The following is a 20,632-nucleotide window of genomic DNA, read 5'->3' as shown; positions in this document are numbered from 1 at the left end:
CTACTGACTACTGACTACTGACTACTGACAATTTTTAGAATATCCTGCTGGACTTGTTGTGGAGATTGGTTGCCATCGACAGTTAACAGTTTGTTGCGGTATTCGTAATACTCTAAAAGAGGAATAGTGCGTTCGTGGAACAAATCGAGGCGACGCTGTAAAATTTCAGGGTGGTCATCTGATCGATCGCGCTCGATCGACCTGCTCAGCAAAACCTCGATCGGCACTTTCAGCCAAACTGCCCAATCTAGCTCCTGCGCCAACTCCTCTAATAAAAAATCCAACTCCTCAGCTTGAAAAGCAGTTCGCGGATAGCCCTCCAATATCCAGCCATTAAAGACATCCCACAGCAGCAGTCGGCGGCGAAAGAATTCAATCATAGTTGCGTCGGGAACTAATTCCCCTTTTTCGACATAAGACGCCGCCAGCTTGCCTAAATCTGTGTCTTCTGCGATCGCCTCCCGTAGAATGTCCCCCACAGCCAGCAAAGGAAGGCTCAAATTGCTGCACAGTAGTTCAGCCTGAGTTCCCTTTCCCGCTCCTGGCCCTCCCAGAATCACCACTCTCAAAGTCCCTGCTCCTAGTGCCGCGACATTCAAATTTTACGCGATGTGTGTACCTTTTCTGAAAAGCCCTGGAAGCCGCAAGACTCTCATCATCTTGGTTTTTCATCCTATAACTGTATAAATGTCAAGATCCACGCCGTATTTTCCTAAAAAACCCCGTTTCTGCCTAAGTGCTAATTGAGTTCAAAAATCGAACAAACGACTGCGAATGCCACTGCCGCGAGCTTTTGACAACTTGTATATCTAGTGTTCGATCCGATGTGCACTCGGCCCCGTACACTATATATTGTCAAGCAGGCTTCAGCCACGCCAAGGTCGGAGCTGCACTCAAGACTTAGTTGCTGATTAAATATTGCCCTATGGTTGCTCAGTTACAAACCCCTAAACTCAATTTAACCCACAGCTTGCCCTACACAGTTCAAGGGCTGGTGCAAGTTTTTACAGGCCCGCACCGCTGCTTTTTTACCAGTGTCATGGCTCAGGCCCTCAGAATTGCAGGACAGGGAGCTCCCGTGCTAGCGGTGCAGTTCCTCAAAGGGGGAATTAATCAAGGGCATCAGCATCCGGTGCGGCTGGGGCAAAATTTAGATTGGGTGCGCTGCGATTTGTCACGCTGCATTGAGAATGCCGATTTAGATGAGCTGGAGACGCGATCGATCGAACAATTGTGGCAGTATGTTCAAAAGGCGGTGCGCGAAGGTCGTTATTCCTTAGTTATTCTCGATGAATTGAGTTTAGCGGTGAATTTTGGCTTGATTCCCGAAGCCGAAGTGGTGGCATTGATTGACAACAAGCCGCATCATTTGGATATGATTTTTACCGGGCCATCCATGCCCCAAAGAATTTTGGATGTTGCCGACCAAATTACTGAAATTCGCCGCAGTTAAGGACAATGATTCAAGTTGCGATCGCCATTTTAGCGGTCGCATTTTTTATGTAAAAAAACAGTATCAAAAAAAAAGGCGATCGCTTAGCTCAAAGAGCGATCGCACGCTGATCAATTTACCAGCGACGTTACGCTTGAACTACCGGATCGAAAACAACACTCAATCGATCCGCCGGCACCATCCGCTTGAGAATTTTCAAATGACCGTCTGCATCAGACCAACTGCGAAACTCACCCACAACCACCTTTTCCACATTTGGAAGCGAGCGAACTATAGTCCACGGCTTGAGACGTTTTTCTTGCAACATACTAAATAAATCTCCTTGGTAAATTGGAGCCAAAGCCAGTCCTCATGGTTGGCCACCGCCGAGGACTGGCTTTTGACTTTGCAAACTTGCCCTTCTCTAAGAACATAGCACAAAAAAAATGGTTTGTGATTATATCTTATTTTTCGCTTTTTTTAGAGCTATTTTCTACATAACAGATGATTAAACTCAAAACTTGTTAACTCTTTAATTCGCAACTCAAACTCTTTCATGACTAAAACTTCGACTTCGCTTGGGGTGCAGCCTCACTAATAAATTCTGCCTTCTACCTTCTACCTTCCTTCTACAAATCCCGCCGCGACAGCAGAAACCAGATCCCACCTAAACCCAAAACACCGCACAAAACCCCGCCTTCCCACCCAAAAACAGTCCCCCCCGGCAAATGTCCAGGCTTTGCTTTTGAAGTAAAATTCAGCTCCGAATAGTATACCCACTGGCTGTTAACCCGCCAGCCCACTCGATCGCCAAACTTCTCCCAAACTGTAGCATCATAAACACCAGGCTTTCCCCCCAACTTGAGCCACAAACCCTTTTGCACAGAAAAACCGAATCTGCGGTGACTGTGCCGCACCCAAAGTTGATCGATAGTCTGCAAATCCTTAGCTGGAAACTTCCTAATATCTTCCTCACTCAAATAACCCCGTGAATTTTGCTGCATCACCTCCAGCATTTTCACAGAAGTTTCCTCATCAGCACCACGCCAATTTTTAGCAGCCAGCAGCCTTGCCAAGTGAGAATAATCAATACCTTTTTCCGACTCTAAATTCACAGAAACTAGCTGAGTATCAGTCACAGGTTGAGTCGGAACCGAAGGACTAATGACAGTTGCCTGCTGCGACTTTTCCAGCACTGGGACAACAACAACAGGAGGTTTTAAAGCATCCAAAACTTCCACAGCCGATTTGTAGCGATCTTTAACATATTCCTGAATCAACTTATCCAAAACCTGACCTAAATCGTCGCTAATTTGTGTTCCTTTTGGCAAAGCCTCCCTCCAAAGCCACCGGCCTTCAAGCGGATCGTAAAGGTCATCGTGAATGTCCCCGTAGATATCCAGATAAGGCATAACAGAAGTCAGCAAGCGAATACAAGTCACCCCCAAACTATAAAGGTCGCTAGCAGGCACAGCCCTACCGTGACGCTGTTCTAGAGCCGCGTAGCCGGGAGTTCCCAACTTAGTACCTGTTTTGGTCGGAGCAGCAGCTACTACCTGTTTGGAAACCCCAAAATCTATCAGCACTAACTTACGATCGCGAGATCGGCGGATCACATTCTCAGGCTTAATATCGCGGTGAATCACATTGCGGTCGTGAACAAACTTCAATAAAGGTAACAAATCTAACAGCAGTTCGCAAGTTTTAATTTCGCTATAAGCACCGTACTTATCTAACTCATCCTTTAAATTATTGCCATCAATAAACTCTTGCACCAAATACAAGCGCCCATCTTCCTCAAAATAAGAAATTAACTGAGGAATTTGCGGGTGCTTCAGTTCGTATAACCGCCTTGCCTCTTGTTCAAACAGTCGAACATATTTTTTAAAATGACCGGGCTTCCGCTGAAACTCTTGAGGGGGTGACAACTGTTTGATCACGCACAATTCCTCAAACTTTCCATGATTAACAGCTCTAAAAGTCCTGCCAAATCCCCCGTCGCGCAGCGGTTCAGTTGCTGCATAAAGGTCTTTTAGCAGCAGCTTTGAACCACAATTAAGACAATACTTTGTGCCTGGTGGGTTCTGACGCTTGTCTCTTGGGCAATCGAGATTAAGGCAGTATGTCATATATTAAAAAAATGCGAACAAAATTATACTCAGGGTTTTATATTATTCAAGAGTCCGATCGCGAGCTGGTTTTTGTAGAGGCGAAACCTCGAACCTTACGGAGGCGGCAGCCACCCTCGCGATCAGAGGGGGCGCTCTCACCAGACTGCCCCTGAGCAAGTATAACTCTCTTGAGGGTTTGACCTCAAACTCGAAGTCCTCATCTAACCTGAGACTCCGCTGCGTGCAATACATTTGATTTAGCGGTCAAAGAGCCACCCGATCAAACAGAAATAGTAATTTATTACCAGCCCTGTGAGTTCTGCAACGCAAAAAAACTGCGGATTCTGCCTGAGATATAATTTTATTGCCAGAGAGAAGCACACTAACGGGAGCCACAGCTTCCGTCAACTTCGATCTGCTTTAATATTTTAGCAGTATAAATTATTACCTAACCAGGCGGAATCAACAATCCAAAAACCCCCAACAAACGCACGTTAAAATAAAGACTAGCTTCCGCGATCATAATCCGAGCGCGACCAGACACTTAGCCAGTTTTCCCTGTTTCCTTTTTCAGCTATTACCAGTTACATCTATTTCCATAGGTCTACTTAATTAGGAATCGCCAGTGACACCAAAACTACAGCCCTCTCCCAATCCAAACTCCCGCATAAAATCACCCAAAGTCCCCTGGTTCGAGCGGTTCATGGCACTGGTTGCCCTAGGAAATTTAAGCCTAGTATTATTTGACATAACTTACGTGCCCGGACGTGATTTCTACCTCCGGCAACTGCCAGTTATAACTCAAGTATACGATCCATTTAAAGGAATTAAACCCCACCGAGACACCCAGCAATATCTGGAAACCTTAGAAGAATTAAAAATTCAAGTAGTGCAAACAGGGTTGCCCTCTCCCCAAGTAGCAGCCAAATTGCAGGAAATAAACAATCTGAGCGCGAAAATGATCGACGAAGATCCCTTTCGAGTAGCATCAAAAAGTGGCACCCTAGAAAAAATAAAAGACCGGATGCGCGATCGCGTCCCGAATCCACAAGACTCCGCTAAACAATCATTCCAAAGATTTTGGAGCCAAGACTATTTAAACAAACAAGACTGGCAAAAAGAAATCCAGTGGTTTGACTCCAAAATCAAGCCATTAATCGCCACCAACTATTACCGCGCGATCGGAGACAACGGCGAATTCACCGATAACTTCTGGCTAATCGACCTGCCATTCATTGCCATATTCGCGATCGAATTTCTAGCCCGTACCTACTTGATCAGCCGCCGCCACCGCAGCGTTACTTGGCGAGCAGCCATGCTCTGGCGATGGTACGACATCTTCCTGCTGCTCCCATTCTGGCGCCTGTTGCGAATATTACCCGTCACAATTCGCATCCACCAAGCCAAAATGCCGGATCTCCAACCCATACGCACCCAAATCAGCCGAGGTTTCGTCGCCAACTTCGCCCAAGAATTGACCGAAGTTGTAGTAATTCAACTCATCAACCAGATGCAACAATCAATTACCACAGGCGAACTCGCTCGTCAACTTTTTAAATCCCCAAAACAGCGCTATCTAGACATCAACAATATCAATGAAATAGAAGCGATCGCCACCCATCTAGTGCAAATAACCGTCTACAAAGTCCTTCCCCAACTCCAGCCAGACCTAGAAGCCCTCCTCCGGTACAATATTGAAAGCTTCCTCAAACAATCCCCCCTCTATCAAGGATGGAAGCAAGTACCCGGCCTGGGAAACCTGCCCGAACAGCTAGCACAGCAATTAGTTGCAGAACTCTCAAAATTAGCCACCCTCGGCCCCCAAGATGCCTACGAAGCCTTCAAAATCGCCAGCGAAGACCCCATAAGCATCAAACTCTCCAGCCAGCTAGTTCAACATTTCGGGCAAGCTTTAGGAACCGAACTGCAACAGCAGCAAACCTGGCAAGAAATACAACTGCTGCTGTGCGACTTCCTAGAAGAGTTCAAAATCAACTACATTCAGCGGTTGAGCGAAGAAGACTTCGAGAAAATTTTAGAACAAGCCAAAGAACTGCAACGGATAGCCCCGCGTTAGGGCAAGTCTCCACCGCTTTACTGATTTTTTTCGTCCCCAATTAGCAATTAGCAATTAGCAATTACCCTGCTGTAACTCCTGCACATGAAACTTGCTGGAATTGTAAAGTTTCATGTGCGATCGGCATTCTCTACCAGAGTCATCTGCAGGGTTGTGCATCACATCTTCAGCGCGGTAGTGAGTTAGACCGCCGTTAGGCTTCTCAGCGGCCTGGGGTGTCATGTTTTTAGCGAGAAAGGTCAATTTTTTTAGACGTATATTATATCAATATATATGTAAGTTTGATGACATTCTACTTTTTAGAGACCCTCTGTAAAGTAAAGTTAAAAACTACTACACATAGCTCTAAACCAAGTAATCTATTAGATATGATTGCTAACTGGTTTTCTAAAGGCTAAAATAATTTACCAATTCTATAAAAAAATAAGGCGCGTCAGTATATTTAGTCAGATATTATTATACCCATACCACAAAAAATACGTAAGTAGCCATTCTTCTTTAAGCAAGTTACTGTTTCAAACTTTTCACTAACTATTATAGATTGCTTTTCAATATATATTTCCTCAGCCTCATTTCACTCTTCTCCCCTGAGATTTTTCAGCCAACTCGTTACCCCAGGAGTAACACCAATCAATGTCACAGACCTCTGCAACCACTTTCCTGTCAAACCGTTTTAAAAAAAAGGTGTCCCTGCGCCTAATTTTAGTATTCCCATTCGTTCTGCAAATATTTGTCGCCGTCGGGCTGACAGGCTGGCTATCCTTACGCAACGGGCAAAAAGCAGTCAACGAAGTGGCCAGCCAGTTGCGGAGTGAAATTACGGCCCGCATCCAGCAGCAGCTCAACACATACCTAGACACAGCCCCTCGCGTCAATCAACTAAATGCCAATGCCCTTCGACTAGGGTACTTAAATCCCGACGAATTGGAGAGTACGGAACGCTATTTGTGGGAGCAAATTCAAGCCTTTCCTTCTCTGCCCAATATGGGTTTTGCTAGTAAAACTGGAGAATTCATTGCCATTGAACGCCAAGAGAATGGCAAAGTAGTTTTTAAAATAGCAGACAAAGAGCATCGGAATGAACTTCATATTTATGAATCTGATAGCAAAGGCAATCAAACGAAGCTCTTAACAGTCTCCCGCAACTACAATATACTCAGCCGTTCATGGTATAAAGACAGTGTACGCTTAGGCAAGCCCACATGGAGCGAAATTTTTTCGCTTATAGGTCAGAAAACACTCTCGCTTCCTACCGGACATCCAGTTTATGACGAAAGTGGCGAGCTGCGCGGGGTATTCGTTGCTAATTTTCTGATCTCTTTCCTCAGTGACTTCCTGCACAGCTTAAACATCGGTCGTTCGGGACAGACATTCATTATGGAACGTTCGGGACTCCTAGTAGCCAGTTCAACTCTCAAAGAACCATTTATCACCAACAAAGACACGCTCGATCGCCTGAATGCTTTAGATAGCACAGATGATTTAATTCGGCTGACAACAGCGCATTTAAAAGAACGCTTTGGCGACCTCACTAAAATTAATAGCTCTCAGCAATTGGATTTTACGATCGCCGGCCAGCGGGAATTCCTCCAAGTTATGCCATTTCAGGATAGCCGAGGATTGGACTGGCTGATCGTCGTCGTAGTTCCTGAAAGCGATTTCATGGATCAAATTAACGCCAATACCCAGACTACCATTTTGTTGTGTTTCGGAGCCTTGGCCCTAGCTACCGTTTTGGGAATCTTAACCGCCCGCTGGATTACCAGCCCGATTCTCCGTTTGAGCGCAGCTTCTAGGGCGATCGCCAGTGGCGACTTAGAGAAAAATGTGCAGGTAAAAGGCGTAGAAGAACTAGAAGTTCTGGGGCAGTCTTTCAACCTTATGGCACAACAGTTGCGCGAATCCTTTGAGGCGCTAGCCAAGACCAATTCCGAGCTAGAAATTCGAGTAAAAGAACGCACCGCCCAACTCACGGAAGCCAAACAAATCGCTGATACTGCCAACCAAGCTAAAAGTGAATTTTTAGCGAATATGAGTCACGAATTGAGAACACCACTCAATGGAATTTTAGGATACGCTCAAATCCTAGAACGCTCAAAAACGATGGCTCCGAAGGAACTCCAAGGCATCAGTATTATTCACCAGTGTGGCTCCCACCTGCTAACCCTGATCAATGACATCTTAGACCTCGCTAAAATTGAAGCCCAGAAATTGGAACTGTACGCGAAAGATTTCCATTTTCCTTCCTTTTTACAGGGAGTCGCAGAAATCTGCCGCATCCGAGCCGAACAAAAAGGAATTGCTTTTGTTTATCAACCCAGTTCTGACCTGCCTGCTGGCATCCACGCTGACGAAAAACGCTTGCGACAGGTACTCATTAACTTACTGAGCAATGCAATTAAATTTACCGACGGTGGAGGGGTGACTTTTAAGATAGAACATCTAGAAAAGGGGACAGAGGAAAAGGTACAAAGCAATGACCAAAAGCCAGCCTCACCAATTCACAAAATTCGGTTTCAAATAGAAGATACTGGCGTTGGTATGACACCAGAACAATTAAAAAAAATATTTTTGCCTTTTGAACAGGTAGGAGAGAGCAAACGTCAGGCGGAAGGAACCGGACTAGGTTTAACAATTAGCCAGAAAATTGTCGAAATGATGGGTAGTACCATTCAAGTAAAAAGTCAGTCACGAACAGGCAGTGTTTTTTGGCTAGATTTGGATTTATGGGAAGCGGCAGACTGGGCAAATACAGCCACGATTGCCAAGCAAAGAAAGCTGGTTGGCTACCAAGGTAGAAAGCAGAAAGTTTTGGTTGTGGATGACAAATGGGAAAACCTCTCGGTCATTGTCAATCTCCTGGAACCCATCGGTTTTGAAGTAGCCGAAGCTAAAAACGGTCAAGAAGGTTTAGAAAAAATAGAAGAGTTTAAGTTTGATTTGATTATCACTGACTTAGTGATGCCAGTGTTAGATGGCTTTGAGATGATGCGCCGTATCCGAAACTTGCCACACTATAAAGACGTGGCAATCATTGCTTCATCTGCTAGTGTATTTGCTACCGACCAACATAAAAGTTTGGAGGGGGGAGCTAACGATTTTCTCGGTAAACCAGTGCAGGCAGAAGAGCTATTTGAGATGTTGCAAAAGTATTTAAAACTTGAATGGATATATGACGAACAAAAAAGTGAAAAAATTAGCACTATTCCCTTTTCCTCTGATGCTAAATTACTTTCTGAATCGAAATTTGTAGTTGCTCCCCCGCCAGGAGAAATTGAACTCCTACTTGAACTGGCGATGAGAGGCAACGTGAAAGGAATTGTGAAGCGCACTGAGCACATAGAGAAATTGGATCAGAAATTTGTGTCCTTTGCTGTTGAGCTGCGCCAGTTAGCCCAAGGCTATCAGGTCAAAAAAATCAAAGAGTTTATTACATCCCACAGAATAGAAAAAGAATGAAGGCAGCAAATATGGAAACAAGTAGCATCTTAATCGTCGATGATAATCCTAGCAATCTGGACGTGCTTTCTGAAGCTTTAGCGGGTTCGGGATGGGAGATATTGGTAGCAACTGATGGCGAAACAGCCATCGAACAGGCTGAATATAGTCAACCTGATTTGATTCTGTTAGATGTGATGATGCCAGGAATTGACGGGTTTGAAACCTGTCATCGCCTGAAGGCAAGTCCGTTGACGAACGAAATTTCGGTAATTTTTATGACGGCTCTGTCTGACATAGGAGATAAGGTCAAAGGCTTTAATCTAGGGGCTGTGGATTACATTACTAAGCCTTTTGAACAAAAGGAGGTTTTAGCTCGCGTCAACCTCCATTTAACACTGCGTTCTTTGACTAAAACTCTCGCCGACCAAAATCTGCTTCTCAAACAGGAAATTGAAGACAGGCTCGCAGCAGAAGCAGCGTTACATCAGCTCGCGCAGGAGTTAGAAAAACGGGTGGAAGAACGAACGGCTGAACTTTCTCAAGCTTTGGATAATCTTAAAAAAGCTCAAGTACAAATAGTTCAAAGTGAAAAGATGGCTTGCCTTGGTCAACTTGTAGCTGGAGTGGCTCACGAAATCAACAATCCAGTTAGTTTTATCTCCAATAATATCCCTATTGCCAAGGAATATATTACCGATTTGATCGGGATGACCCGGCTTTGCCAGCACAACGTTAATTCGACATCAGAATTTGAGGATAAGTGCCAGGAGATTGAGTTAGATTTTATTGTTGAAGATTTGCCAAAAATTATTGATTCAATGGCGGTCGGAACAGAGCGACTTTACAATCTTTCTATGTCACTGCGTAATTTCTCTCGGTTGGATACATCGGCACTAACGCCAGTGAATATTCACGATGGGCTAGATAGTACCCTGTTGATTTTAGGTCATCGATTGAAAGGTAAAGGCACTCGCCCCGCTATTAAGGTTATTAAAGAGTACGGCGAATTACCGCTGGTCGAGTGCTATCCTGGGCAAATCAATCAGGTGTTTATGAATGTATTAGCGAATGCAATTGATGCTTTAGAAGAGTCTACGATCAGTTGTCCGCTCTGCGGGGAAAAGCAACAGAGCAATGACAATCCACAGATTCGGATCTGCACTGCAATGCTTCAGGGCGACAGAGTGGTGATTCGGATTGCTGACAATGGGCTGGGGATAACGCCGGAGATAATGCAGCATTTATTTACGCCGATGTTTACTACAAAATCAGTGGGTAAAGGGACAGGTTTAGGCTTGTCTATTAGTCGTGAGATTGTAGAAGCAAAACATGGTGGTACGCTGACCTGCATTTCCTCGCCCGAATGGGGGGTAGAGTTTGTAATTGAGCTTCCTATTCAGCATTAGTAATGGGGATTTTTTATGGTGAATCTTAGTTTTGCTGTTTGGTCAATATACCGTTAATTTGGCGATCGCCCATGTCTAATCTACCAATCACCATCACTGTCAAACTCTTCGCCACCTATCAAGAAGCAGAGGGCTTGTCCGAACTAAAATTAGAATTTCCCAAAGAAACTCCCATATCGCAAGTCCTAAAACGCCTGAGTGCCACTCCGCATCGCAAGTCCTAAAACGCCTGAGTGTCACTCCCCCCCTGTTCTAGGATCGATCGCACCCGATCACGGTATCCACCAGGAATTTGCCCTCGCCCCACTCCAAAACGGCGATCAAGTCCTCCTCATTTCCCCTGTCAGCTATCCCCCTCTGCCCTCGGACAGTCGGCCGAGGGCGATCGGTTTGTCACCGGGCGGGCGATCGAGCTAAACTGAGAACTGAGGCCTCCCTTCGATCAGAAGAAGTCCTCAAACTTCTTGGAAGAAATTGTTTTACCTAGGAGTGGGTCAAGCCCACTTTTTTTGTTGCATTAGTCGCAGGAAAAGAGCTCAGGGCGTCTGACTTGCAAGTTGAGGACTGATTTAGTAGGGGTACCCCCCCCCGCTTGAGATCCCCTGCTGGGATGTTGGGTAAGTCCCAAAGTTGAAGACGAAAGTCGCAGCCACCTAATCAAACCACCTCAAAGCCAAGCAATCTCAACACCAAATTTTTCCTTGCCCGTGTCCGAGTTTAGGAGTTTTAACTTAAGTATTCGATATGACTCATCCCCTAATCCCACAAATCATTGACTTAGCTACCCCCGTTGCGGAAACACTGGGATTGGAAGTAGTGGGAGCAGTGTTTCACACCAACCAAAATCCTCCCGTCTTGCGGGTAGACATCCGCAACCTCCAACAAGACACGGGTTTAGCAGACTGCGAGCGCATGAGCACAGCCCTCGATGCTGAGTTAGAGGCAGCCGACATCATACCCGATGCCTACGTGCTAGAGATTTCCAGTCCCGGAATATCCCGATTGCTCAGCAGCGATCGAGAATTTATTACCTTTAAAGGTTTCCCCGTGACAGCCAAAACCACCGAACCGGACTCGCGAATCAAAGAGTGGAAAGGACTACTCCTGGGCCGGGATGAAACAGCGGTTTATCTCAATCAAAAAGGGCGACAGGTTAAAATTCCCCGCCCTCAGATTGTCAAAGTTGAACTAGACGAAGGAAAGGAGATGTAAGGAAATTTTGAGTTTTGAGTTTTGAGTTTTGAGTTTTTCGATTGCCTCGCAGCAAGCTGAAAACGCTTGGCTGCGAGTTAATTTTTAACAATCACATCTGTAGCAGCGGGTTGAAGAGGAACAACAAATAAATTGTTACTGCACCTAGCTTCCCTAATCCTATCCAGTAACTCATCACTCCTCTGTCATCACTTTTTCTGGAAAATTTCCAAGTACCAATTACCGATTACCAGTTACTTATTACCACAGCAAAAAAGGAGAGTTTTATATGTCAATGGTTCCCCTGCCCGGACTAAAAGAAATGGTCGAAGGTATTAGCAAAGAACGCAATTTACCCAAACACGCCGTCCAAGCAGCCTTGCGAGAAGCCCTGCTCAAAGGATACGAACGCTACCGCCGTACCCAAAAACTCGATCACTTCAGCGAAGAATACTTCGACAACTTTGATGTAGAACTAGACGCAGAACAAGAAGGTTTCCGCGTTTTAGCCAACAAAACTATTGTCGAAGAAGTCATCAATCCCGATCACGAAATCTCACTTTCCGAAGTGCAAGAAGTAGCCACGGAAGCTCAGCCTGGGAGCATTGTGCTCGTAGACGTAACACCAAATCAAAAAGAATTTGGTCGCATGGCCGCGATCCAGACCAAACAAGTTCTAGCTCAAAAACTGCGCGACCAACAGCGCAAAATGATTCAAGAAGAGTTTAAAGATTTAGAAGAAACAGTTCTTCAAGCAAGAGTTCTCAGGTTTGAGAGGCAGTCGGTAATTTTAGCAGTTACCAGCAGCTTCGGTCAGCCAGAAGTAGATGCCGAACTCCCTAAGCGCGAACAGTTGCCCAACGACAATTACCGGGCAAACGCTACATTCAAGGTTTATCTCAAAAAAGTAGGCGAAGGCTCTACTAGAGGGCCGCAGTTACTTGTTTCTAGAGCGGACGCAGGTTTGGTGGTTTACCTGTTTGCTAACGAAGTACCAGAAATAGAAGACGGGGTGGTGAGGATTGTCGCCGTAGCCAGGGAGGCAAATCCGCCATCCCGGCACGTCGGCCCCCGGACTAAAATAGCAGTTGATACTCTCGATCGCGACGTAGACCCTGTAGGAGCCTGCATCGGAGCGCGGGGATCGCGGATTCAGGTAGTAGTCAACGAATTGCGCGGCGAAAAAATCGACGTGATCCGCTGGTCTCCAGACCCAGCAACTTATATTGCTAACGCTCTGAGTCCCGCTAGAGTAGATGAAGTGCGTTTAGTTGCTCCAGAAGGCAGGAGAGCTCACATTTTGGTCGCTGAAGACCAACTGAGTCTTGCCATTGGCAAAGAAGGTCAGAATGTCCGCCTCGCAGCCCGCCTAACCGGTTGGAAAATCGATATCAAAGATATTGCTAAGTACGATCGCGCCGCCGAAGACAGCAAATTGGCAGCAGAAGCAACTAGGCTCGAAGAACTAGAAGGCGACTACGAAGAACTAGAAGGCGACTACGACGAGGAAACCGCAGAATTTGAGGAAGAGGAGGCAGCCGCCACGGAGGAAACCGAAGCCGCAGTCTAAAAACTGTGACATTTACCGAAGAAGAATTCAGAATTCAGGAGCCAGAATCCAGCATGGGTTCTGTGCGACAGGATGGAGAATCGAGCTTTAAAGCCCCCGATTTTAATCGTGGAGCCGAAAAAATTCTTTCCGTGACCCTTACCCCTGACTTGGGGCATGGCGTATTTTGAATTCTGAATTCTGTCTTCTGACTCCTTGTCATAAGATTTTCTATCTTCGCCAGACAAGGAGGATTTGTCCCCTACTCCCCCTCTCACAAGAAATGAAACCGAACTACCGGTGCTGTGCAAGTTGTCGAAAAATAGCTCCTAAGGAAGCTTTTTGGCGAGTAGTCAGGCTCTATCCTTCTCATCAGGTACAATTAGATCGTGGCATGGGCCGTTCTGCTTACCTTTGTCGGGAAGCAGAATGCCTCAAAGCAGCTCAGAAAAAAAATCGACTTGGGCGATCGCTCAAAGCGTCTGTGTCTGACGAACTGTACCAAACACTTTGGCAGCGTTTAGCCACATCTGACTGTACATCTTACTCTGGTCTAGCCGGACGAAAAACCGACAATAGTTCGGCATCGACTGTATAAACCCTCTTGGCAGCCCTACCAGTAATTACCGGTAGCGCCAGCTATAAAACCCCAATCCGATCTGCCCACCAGTCTGGAAAGATTTGTGTCAGATTAGATAAGGGTAGGGTACTAGCAGAGGTATCCTCAAGGTGGAAAGGCAAACTTTGAAGCTTGAGAGAGTGGGTTTTGCCAAAACTCAGACTTCGGAGTTCCAAGTTCCCAAACAGACTTGAGAATTCTTCAACCGCAGACTTCAGCGAGTTGCATCTTTTAGATAAAATTGCTGAGCGAGTACCAAAACCCCGATTCCTGACACTGAATCAATCACACCGAATGATGTCGTCATTAGCACAAAAAATCACAATGTAAAAACTGGTTGGCACAAAAGAGGGCAGAGTGGATGAACAACGGCAAAGTAAGAATTTACGAATTATCACGGGAACTAAATTTGGATAATAAAGACATCTTGGCAGTTTGCGAGCGGCTCAATATTTCAGTCAAGAGCCACAGCAGCACAATTACAGAATCCGAAGCAGAGCGCATTCGCAAAACGGCGGAAAAATACGTAGCCAGTAGCCACTCTTCCCCCGGCAAGCCAGCTCCACCCGAAAGAGCAGCAGCGCCATCTAGAGAATCTGGCCCTCACCCTAACGACCAACAAAAAAAGCAGCAAATTTTAGAAATACGCAGTCCAAAAGTACGACCGGCTGGTGCAAACTCCCAGCCTGCAGGCAACGAGGAGAACCAAAATCAGCCGGCGGCAACCGTGGCAACTCCTCCCAAGTCGCCTGCAGCTCAACAACTCCAGCCTCCCGCTAAACCGAATATCAATCGACCTGTACTGTCGAAGCCAAATGTCGCTGTGTCGGCGGCTCCGTCAGAAGTGTCGGAAAATGTAGGTGCGATCGCCCCGGAAACCATCGCTCAGGCTCAGGCACCGTCGGCACCTCAACCGCCGTCGGAAAAGGCTCCAGAACGCACCCAGCAACCGCCACTCGCGCCGATCGCGCCCTCGGCAAAACTCACGTCGCCGCCCGTCAGAGGGGCGTCCGATTCGGCTAGCCGTACCCCACAAAATCTGGGGAACAAGCCGGTACTCAAACTTGCAAAAACCGAGCAAGAGCAATCAGGACATTCAGAAACTCTGGAAGCGCCGGCTAAACCGAGCCGCCCCAGCAGACCTGCACCGGGATCTCCTACCGAATCTCGCGACGCGCAAAGACCGCGCCGGGAAGGCGCTGGTGGTCCAGTCAAAACTCAACTTGCCGATCGACCCCAGCCCGGTGGCCCGCGCCGGAGCCTTGCCCCCGCAACGTCAGCTACCGGGCTGCGTAGCCGCGGCGGTGACACCGGAGCCGCAGGGGATGACACTGATGACAATGAAGAAGATAATACGCCGTTGCTGGGGATTACTCTCCTCGAAAGGCCCTCTCTCCCTCGTCCTGCCAAAAAGACATCGGTCATTTGGGAAGAAGATGATGACGAAAACTCAGATGCTGCCAAAGCTGCCAAGGCTGTTAAGGCAAAACGTTCTCGCCTCAAACCAATAGATGAGGATGACGACGACTTAGAAAACGGCTTGGATATGCCAGCACCAGTCACGGTCAGCCTGTCCCTAGCCCGCCCAGCTAAAGCGAAGTCACAAGCAGCACCCAAGTCAACACCAACTCCGGGCGCACCCGGAAGCAGTGGAAAAAATAAAAGACCGGGCCCTTCTCACGATAAAAGTTCTTCTAGTTCTAGTGGGGGACGGGGCAACCGGGGCAAAACAGCCGAAGCTAAGGTAGAACGTCCAGAAAAGCTGCTGCTGAGCAGACCGATGACCGTTCAGGAACTAGCAATTACTTTGGCAGTTCCCGAAACCGAAATTATTAAGCGGCTGTTCTCTAAAGGAATTGCGGTAAATATTACCGAAACCCTGGACATTCCAGCGGTGAGGATGGTAGCCGAAGAAATGGGCGTAGAGGTGGAAACCCCAGAAAAAGTAGCGCCAGCTATCAAAGTGATCGAGATGCTGGACGCAGCGGATTTGGAATACCTCGAACGCCGTCCGCCAGTCGTAACGATTATGGGTCACGTGGATCACGGTAAAACTACCTTGCTCGACTCGATCCGCAAAACCAAGGTGGCTCAGGGAGAAGCTGGGGGCATTACCCAGCACATCGGTGCTTACCACGTAGATGTGGTACACGAAGGCAAGAGCCAGCAGGTGGTATTTTTGGATACGCCCGGTCACGAAGCCTTTACAGCGATGCGGGCTCGGGGAACACGGGTTACGGACATCGCCATCTTGGTGGTGGCGGCGGACGACGGCGTGCGACCCCAGACAATTGAAGCGATCAGCCACGCGAAAGCGGCGAAAGTGCCAATTGTTGTGGCTATCAATAAAGTTGACAAGGAGGGTGCTCAGCCGGAACGGGTGAAGCAAGAGCTTACTGAGTACGGCTTGGTGGCAGATGACTGGGGCGGTGATATCACGATGGTTCCAGTCAGCGCTATCCGCGGCGAAAACCTGGATACTCTGTTGGAAATGATTCTGACAGTGGCGGAAATGGAAGACCTCAACGCCAACCCGCACCGACCGGCTAAGGGTACTGTGATTGAAGCTCACCTCGACAAGGCAAGGGGGCCTGTGGCAACTCTGCTGGTGCAGAACGGCACTCTGCGAGTGGGCGATATTGTGGTCGCAGGCTCGGCTCTGGGCAAGGTGCGCGCCATGATCGATGACCGGGGCGATCGCGTAGAGCACGCAACTCCATCCTTCGCGGTGGAAGTGCTAGGGCTGCGGGAAGTTCCTCGCGCCGGAGACGAGTTTGATGTCTTCGCAAACGAAAAAGAAGCGGCAGCGATCGCCTCTGGAAGAGCTACCTCCCAACGAGATTCCCGCTTGCTGCAAGGCGGTCGGATCAGCCTCAGTGGCTTCTCTCAACAAGCTAAGGAAGGCGTTCTCAAAGAACTCAACTTGATCTTGAAGGCAGATGTCCAAGGCTCCCTCGAAGCAATTGTCGGCGCTCTGACTCAACTTCCTCAAAAAGAAGTTCAACTCCGACTGCTGCTATCTGCTCCTGGGGAAATTACCGAAACGGATATTGACCTCGCTGCAGCCAGTAATGCTGTAATTATCGGGTTCAATACTACTCTCGCCACCGACGCTCGCCTCGCCGCTGACCAAGCGGGGGTAGACGTGCGGGAATACGGCATCATCTACAACCTCTTGGATGATATTCAAGGGGCGATGGAAGGTCTGCTGGAACCCGAATTGGTGGAAGAACCTTTGGGTCAAGTCGAAGTGCGCGCTGTCTTTGCGATCGGTCGCGGGGCTGTGGCTGGATGTATGGTACTCTCTGGCAAAGTCATCCGTAACTGTAAGGTGCGGGTGCGCCGGGGTAACAATGTCGTTTACGAAGGTGTCCTCGACTCCCTAAAACGGATGAAGGAAGATGCCAAGGAAGTCAATGCTGGCTTTGAATGCGGTATTTCCTTGAGCGGATTTAGCGACTGGGCGGATGGCGATATTATTGAAGCCTACCGGATGGTTACTAAGCGCCGGACTCTCTCTCAATAGTTTTGAGTTGTGAGTGTTGAGGGGGAAGAGAATTTTTGAGCGATCGCAACCAAATTGCCGATCGCTCGCAACTCTTCTCTTCACTCAATACTCCCAAACTCATCTGACAGTTGACAGTTGACAGTTGACCGAAAGAAGAATAAAGAAGGAATTAAGAACTTCCTAATCGTCTTTACCCTTGCTTAAAATTTAAAATTCGCTCGCTCAAATAAGACTTACCGAAATAAACCAGATTTCTGCTTGTAAGTCCTCGGTTTGATAGCTAAATATTTACTCCTGGCATCGGATTTCAGAGTCAAGAGTGCATCCCAAAATCTCAAAATCCAAGATTCAAAACTCCTAATTCATAACTAATAATTATTTAAAGTGCGTTCTTTTTGGTCAGATCCTTTTTTGTGGATTCACCTTTCTGGGGCGGCTACACTGCCGATTTTCCTGGGACTGTGCTTGCTGGGACTCGCAGTGGGTTCTCCCCTGCTCCCTGTCTGGTTAGAAATATTTTTAGTGGCTGTAGCCGGTATTGTTCCTGTGCTGTGGATGCAGTGGTTCCGCCCTTTTTACATTTTTAGTATTTTAGTTGTGGCGGTGAAACCGCAGAATTTAACTTCTTTGCAGCAGCAGATTCTGACTCGGTTTAAAACTAAGTTAAATAAAGGACTCGCTCTATTTGTCGCTGTTTTGCTGGCAGTAATTTTGTGGCAGCTTTACCGATTGGCTCCCCTGGCGGCTTCGGTGGCTCCCTTTCCTCCTTCCTGGCGGTGGGCTGGATTGTTGTTGGCAGTTGCTGCTTTTTTAGCTAGCAATCTGTTTTTGCAGGTGTCTGCTAGTGTCATGGCGGTTTTGCTGACGCCGGAATCAGAATTTGCAGCGACAAAGCCTCATATTTTAGACAAAATTCGGCAGGATTTTACGATCGCGCCTTGGCAAGTCGATCGACTTTTGCCGGCTTTGGCAGCCGAGACAACTGCCGCTGTGGCTGCACCCGCAGAGTCAATTGGGCTAGCATCCAGCATAGGGAATTTGTCAGTCGGCAGTATTGTCAACCCAAAACCTGCTGACACCAACGGCGTTACATCTCTACCCGAAGAGTCGATCGAAAAAAAGTGAAATAAAAAATTAAGAGGGGGACAATTGTAGTTTAAGCTACTTTAATTTGTACAGATGTATGCTGTACAAAAAATAGGTAAGGCCCCTCTTCGGATAGAGATTATTAATAGTCTTAATATTTAATTTTTAATCGCAGGTTGTGGATATTTTATGTTGGCTCTTGGGAGAGAAGAATCTATAATAGAGAGTGTCAAGGTCAGCTTTCAATCCTTACAAGGGATTAAAACAGAGGTATAACAATATGGCGAATTATCTACCCATCGCACAAGAACCTCAAGCCGCCGAGCCGATCGAGCTGTGCGGAGATTCTGAAATCTGGGGCAGTCTCAAATCCGCGATCGGTGCAAGTTCAGGATTTCAACGCTGGCAGCTAGAACTCAATTTTGAGCGTCAGCAGCAAAATGCCACCATCGATCAGCAGGTTCGTTCCTATCTGCGGGAAACTTTAGAAACTTTGGCTTATTGAGTACCCTAAAACCAAATATTGTCACGGTTTGTGAATTTTATAGCCCAATTCTGCTGGCATCCCCTCCAATATGCTAAGTGAGTGCCGATAGTGAGTGTCGAAAGTGAGTGTCGATCGCAACTTCGGAGATCAAATTGCAGGGGACAGTATTTCTCCTTACTTAGTCGGGATTAATTCCCGCATTCTACTGGCAACACACACTTGAAAAATTCCGAGAAAATTAGCCTGAAAGCCCCCATACAAAGCGACTGCGGCCGCTATCTATTGATCTGCCTGTTGCCGGAACTGTTTATAATAAGGCTGAAGCAAAATAAAATTAATAGTGCGGTTGTGGCGGTACATCAAACCGTCCCCATCAACATACTTACAAACTTTTTGCACCGTAAGTCCTATTAAATAGTCTACAACCAGAGTAGAGGAAAATGCGCTTAGTAATAGTTCAGTATGCCGGCGATTACGCAGAAGCCTTTGAGCGTTTAGCCAAAGGTGGAAGCGAAACATACTACGCTCAAAAATATTCTGTTGATGCCGTCACCGAGATGGCAAAACGAGCTGAGTCAGTAACGGTTATTTGCTGCATGACACCCGAATTTAACGATCGGGTTCTAGAAAACGGCGTGCGGGCGATCGGTTGCGGATTTAATTACAAAATTGATTCCCAAAAATTGATCGAGTTAATTGCCCAGCAAAATCCGACTCATTTAGTCCTGCGGACGACTTTTCCCGACCTTTTTAAGTGGGTCATTAAAAAGGAAATTAAAACCATCGCTGTATTTGCCGAATCTATTGCAACAAAAACTTGGCGCAATAAATACCGCAACTATTTCCTATCCCGATTGTTAAATAACGAGCAAATAGAATGGGTTGGAACTTACGGCATTACTTCATCTTTATTGTTCAAAGAAATAGGAGTAAAAGCTGATAAAATAATTCCCTGGGACTTTCTCTTAGAGACCAATCCCGGCTCTTTGTCGCCGAAAACCATCCCTGCGGACATCAAAAAAATTCAACTTTTTTACGCTGGCTCGTTAGTACAAAGTAAGGGAGTGGGCGATATATTGAGCGCCGTAGCAAAGTTAAGAAAACGGAATAATATATCAGTTCACTTAAAAATGGCAGGTACAGGTGAAGAGGAGTTTTTTGCCCAGCGAGTCGAAGAGCTGCAAATTAAAGATTGTGTAGATTTTCTGGGAATCGTGCCAACTCACACTTTAGAACCTTTAATGAGAGAATCCGATCTCGTGTTAGTTACTAGCAGGCACGAATATCCCGAAGGTTTTCCCCTGACAATTCAGCACGCTTTACGCACTAGAACACCGATAGTAGCTTCGGATCACCCGATGTTTAAAACCCACTTAAAACACGGTATTAATTCGATGATTTTTGAGGCGGGGAACTCTCTGGCTTTAGCAGAATGTATCGAAAAAGTTATTTCGGATTCAGCGCTTTACCACAATCTTTCTGTCGCTTCTCACTCAACCTGGCAGGAGTTGCGTCTGCATGTCAAATGGGCGGACTTGATCGATCGCTGGCTGGATGATTCTCCTGAAAGCAAACAGTGGTTATTTGAACAACGACTAGCTTCTGGAGCCTATAACTCATGACAAAGTTAATAATTAGGTCAACCTAAATAGGGCTTGCTGAATATATCGCCCGCGTGTTACGTGGCCTGGGTTATTTGATCGCGCGCTCAATAGTAAAGTGCAA

The 20,632-nt window shown here is 46.8% G+C and carries 17 protein-coding genes; 13 read left to right on the top strand and 4 right to left on the bottom strand.

Annotation, left to right across the window (positions count from 1 at the left end):
* Positions 1-14 precede the first annotated feature (14 nt).
* A complete protein-coding gene (locus QT979_RS25185; protein ID WP_333312022.1) occupies positions 15-569 on the bottom strand; it encodes a nucleoside monophosphate kinase in 555 nt (184 codons plus the stop codon).
* Positions 570-925: 356 nt separating this feature from the next.
* Between QT979_RS25185 and QT979_RS25180 the strand changes: the two genes are divergently transcribed.
* Positions 926-1,453, top strand: a complete 528-nt coding sequence (locus tag QT979_RS25180) for a P-loop NTPase family protein (RefSeq protein ID WP_333312016.1) — start codon at positions 926-928, stop codon at positions 1,451-1,453.
* Between the two features lie 127 nt (positions 1,454-1,580).
* Here the strand turns inward: QT979_RS25180 and QT979_RS25175 are convergent, their stop codons facing one another.
* Positions 1,581-1,793, bottom strand: a complete 213-nt coding sequence (locus QT979_RS25175; RefSeq protein ID WP_333213026.1) for a hypothetical protein — start codon at positions 1,791-1,793, stop codon at positions 1,581-1,583.
* A 268-nt stretch (positions 1,794-2,061) separates the two neighbouring features.
* Positions 2,062-3,561, bottom strand: coding sequence for a GUN4 domain-containing protein (locus tag QT979_RS25170; protein ID WP_333312015.1), 1,500 nt, complete (start codon positions 3,559-3,561; stop codon positions 2,062-2,064).
* A 607-nt stretch (positions 3,562-4,168) separates the two neighbouring features.
* On the opposite strand from QT979_RS25170, the gene QT979_RS25165 reads away from it, so the two are divergent.
* On the top strand, positions 4,169-5,620 hold the full coding sequence (locus QT979_RS25165) for a hypothetical protein (protein WP_333312014.1): 1,452 nt from the start codon (positions 4,169-4,171) through the stop codon (positions 5,618-5,620).
* A 54-nt stretch (positions 5,621-5,674) separates the two neighbouring features.
* Here QT979_RS25165 and QT979_RS25160 read toward each other — a convergent pair whose 3' ends face one another.
* On the bottom strand, positions 5,675-5,842 hold the full coding sequence (locus tag QT979_RS25160) for a hypothetical protein (protein WP_333213024.1): 168 nt from the start codon (positions 5,840-5,842) through the stop codon (positions 5,675-5,677).
* Positions 5,843-6,253: 411 nt separating this feature from the next.
* On the opposite strand from QT979_RS25160, the gene QT979_RS25155 reads away from it, so the two are divergent.
* The 11 genes from QT979_RS25155 (at position 6,254) to QT979_RS25105 (ending at position 20,529) form a co-directional block, all read left to right on the top strand.
* Positions 6,254-9,079, top strand: a complete 2,826-nt coding sequence (locus QT979_RS25155) for an ATP-binding protein (RefSeq protein WP_333312013.1) — start codon at positions 6,254-6,256, stop codon at positions 9,077-9,079.
* Positions 9,076-10,467, top strand: a complete 1,392-nt coding sequence (locus tag QT979_RS25150) for a response regulator (protein ID WP_333213022.1) — start codon at positions 9,076-9,078, stop codon at positions 10,465-10,467. The genes QT979_RS25155 and QT979_RS25150 overlap by 4 nt, the downstream gene beginning before the upstream one ends.
* Before the next feature lie 71 nt (positions 10,468-10,538).
* Positions 10,539-10,691 (top strand): thiamine S protein, encoded by a 153-nt coding sequence (locus QT979_RS25145; RefSeq protein WP_333213021.1) that lies wholly within the window; start codon positions 10,539-10,541, stop codon positions 10,689-10,691.
* Positions 10,666-10,884 (top strand): hypothetical protein, encoded by a 219-nt coding sequence (locus QT979_RS25140; RefSeq protein WP_333213020.1) that lies wholly within the window; start codon positions 10,666-10,668, stop codon positions 10,882-10,884. Before QT979_RS25145 ends, QT979_RS25140 begins: the two co-directional genes overlap by 26 nt.
* A 327-nt stretch (positions 10,885-11,211) precedes the next feature.
* Positions 11,212-11,679: a ribosome maturation factor RimP gene (gene rimP / locus QT979_RS25135; RefSeq protein ID WP_333040953.1), complete on the top strand. Its 468-nt coding sequence runs from the start codon at positions 11,212-11,214 to the stop codon at positions 11,677-11,679.
* A gap of 268 nt (positions 11,680-11,947) precedes the next feature.
* Positions 11,948-13,228, top strand: a complete 1,281-nt coding sequence (gene nusA, locus QT979_RS25130) for a transcription termination factor NusA (protein WP_333213019.1) — start codon at positions 11,948-11,950, stop codon at positions 13,226-13,228.
* Positions 13,229-13,490: 262 nt separating this feature from the next.
* Positions 13,491-13,805 carry a YlxR family protein gene (locus QT979_RS25125; protein WP_333152294.1) on the top strand — a complete coding sequence of 105 codons (315 nt, stop codon included), beginning with the start codon at positions 13,491-13,493 and terminating at the stop codon, positions 13,803-13,805.
* A 382-nt stretch (positions 13,806-14,187) separates the two neighbouring features.
* Positions 14,188-17,352: a translation initiation factor IF-2 gene (infB, locus tag QT979_RS25120; protein WP_333312012.1), complete on the top strand. Its 3,165-nt coding sequence runs from the start codon at positions 14,188-14,190 to the stop codon at positions 17,350-17,352.
* Between the two features lie 393 nt (positions 17,353-17,745).
* Positions 17,746-18,459, top strand: a complete 714-nt coding sequence (locus tag QT979_RS25115) for a low-complexity tail membrane protein (protein ID WP_333312011.1) — start codon at positions 17,746-17,748, stop codon at positions 18,457-18,459.
* 241 nt (positions 18,460-18,700) lie between these two features.
* Positions 18,701-18,925, top strand: coding sequence for a hypothetical protein (locus QT979_RS25110; protein ID WP_333213016.1), 225 nt, complete (start codon positions 18,701-18,703; stop codon positions 18,923-18,925).
* Positions 18,926-19,347: 422 nt separating this feature from the next.
* Positions 19,348-20,529: a glycosyltransferase family 4 protein gene (locus QT979_RS25105; protein WP_333213015.1), complete on the top strand. Its 1,182-nt coding sequence runs from the start codon at positions 19,348-19,350 to the stop codon at positions 20,527-20,529.
* Positions 20,530-20,632 lie beyond the last annotated feature (103 nt).

Source organism: Microcoleus sp. w2-18bC1 (genome assembly GCF_036700365.1).
GTDB lineage: Bacteria > Cyanobacteriota > Cyanobacteriia > Cyanobacteriales > Microcoleaceae > Microcoleus.
This window is presented reverse-complemented; position numbering and strand designations above follow the sequence as displayed.